The following is a 1,476-nucleotide window of genomic DNA, read 5'->3' on the forward strand; positions in this document are numbered from 1 at the left end:
TAGTTCAATCAAACAAGGAGTAGTTTGCCTCGGCAGCTGCTCCTTGTTTTCATTACGAATGGGCAGGATAGTTCAAAAGTTTCGCGAATACCCTACATATGGAATTATTTACGAAGTTCGTGAATAAGACGTTATAGGAAATCAGCGAAAAACAAGACTAATACAAGACTAATAAATTATGCCAAGTTGTTTATCATTACGATAAAAATAGGAGGTTAGATTTATGCAGAATATAAATTTAACAAGAAGATTCTCTTCAACTTATGGAACAGTATGTTATGGAATCATGGGTGAAGGTCCTCCTTTAGTCCTTGTGCATGGCACTCCTTGGTCATCTTTTAATTGGCGGCACATCATTCCCGCATTAAGTCAATGGTTTACCGTGTATTATTATGATCTTTTAGGTTATGGTGAATCTGAAAAAAATGATGGAGATGTCTCGCTAGGCGTACAGAACAAAGTCTTTGTAGAACTATTAAATCATTGGGAACTTAAGGATCCGTATGCTATTGGACATGATTTTGGCGGAACAACTGTTTTAAGAACACACATGTTAAATAAACGTGACTTTAAAAAGCTTATTCTAATTGATCCCGTGGCAGTAGCACCTTGGGGTTCTACTTTCTTCTCACACGTAAACAAATATGAATCAGCTTTTCAAGGAGTTCCTAGTTATATACATAAGGCTATGGTTTCTGCATATGTTCAAGGGGCAACATATAAACCAATGAATGATGAAACTTTAAAAGGTATATTAAATCCTTGGCTTGGATCAACGGGTCAGCCTGCATTCTATCGTCAAATAGCCCAAGCTAGCCAAAAATATACAGATGAAATTGAAGATAAATATGGAGAAATTAAGATACCAGTATTAATTGTTTGGGGGAGGCAAGACAAATGGGTTCCAATTGAAAAGGGGCACAAATTGCATAGTGAGATAAAGACATCACAGTTTGTTACTATCCCTGAAGCAGGACATTTAGTTCAAGAAGATCAACCAGCAGTTTTGTTATCACATATTTTAAAATTTTTAATTTAATGTAGAAAGAATAATTCAGGAATTTCGAAGAAGTCGCTGACATCCTATAACAATGTGTTCACGCATCGCCGGACAAGCCGCCTCGGTCCCGGAAGTTAAGTCGAAGAAGTAGATGCCGGGACACATCCGCACCGACTAACCACATCGCGGCCGCTCACTATCGTTCGCTTAAGTCGGGGGGACGTCGTGAACACATGGGAAGTACTGTAATTGAATATAGAATATCAGAACTTTGCAAATATTAATTTCTATTTTACGACCTGTCGGGGGACAAGAACATATTCCCATTGAAGTCGCTAATTAAGCGGCTTTTTTATGTTATCGGTACAAGTTCGTGTCCCGAGTCAAGGACAAGAACATGTACCGATTGCCGGAATGGACAAGAACATGTACCTATTACCGATTAGATAGATATCTAATAAATATCTAATAAATAT

Annotated in this window: 1 protein-coding gene; it reads left to right on the forward strand. The window is 37.8% G+C overall.

Translation table 11 applies throughout. The features are described 5' to 3' along the window. Positions 1-223 precede the first annotated feature (223 nt). The gene (locus BK126_RS28615; protein ID WP_143757815.1) at positions 224-1,039 is read left to right on the forward strand and encodes an alpha/beta fold hydrolase; all 816 of its coding nucleotides are present in this window, start codon (positions 224-226) and stop codon (positions 1,037-1,039) included. Positions 1,040-1,476 lie beyond the last annotated feature (437 nt).

The sequence above is a fragment of the Paenibacillus sp. FSL H7-0326 genome, assembly GCF_001955535.1.
In the GTDB taxonomy this organism is placed as follows: Bacteria; Bacillota; Bacilli; order Paenibacillales; family Paenibacillaceae; genus Paenibacillus; species Paenibacillus shunpengii.

Excerpts from the sequence above, each read along its gene's own strand:
- BK126_RS28615 (WP_143757815.1), top strand. The coding sequence starts at position 224 with ATGCAGAATATAAATTTAACAAGAAGATTCTCTTCAACTTATGGAACA.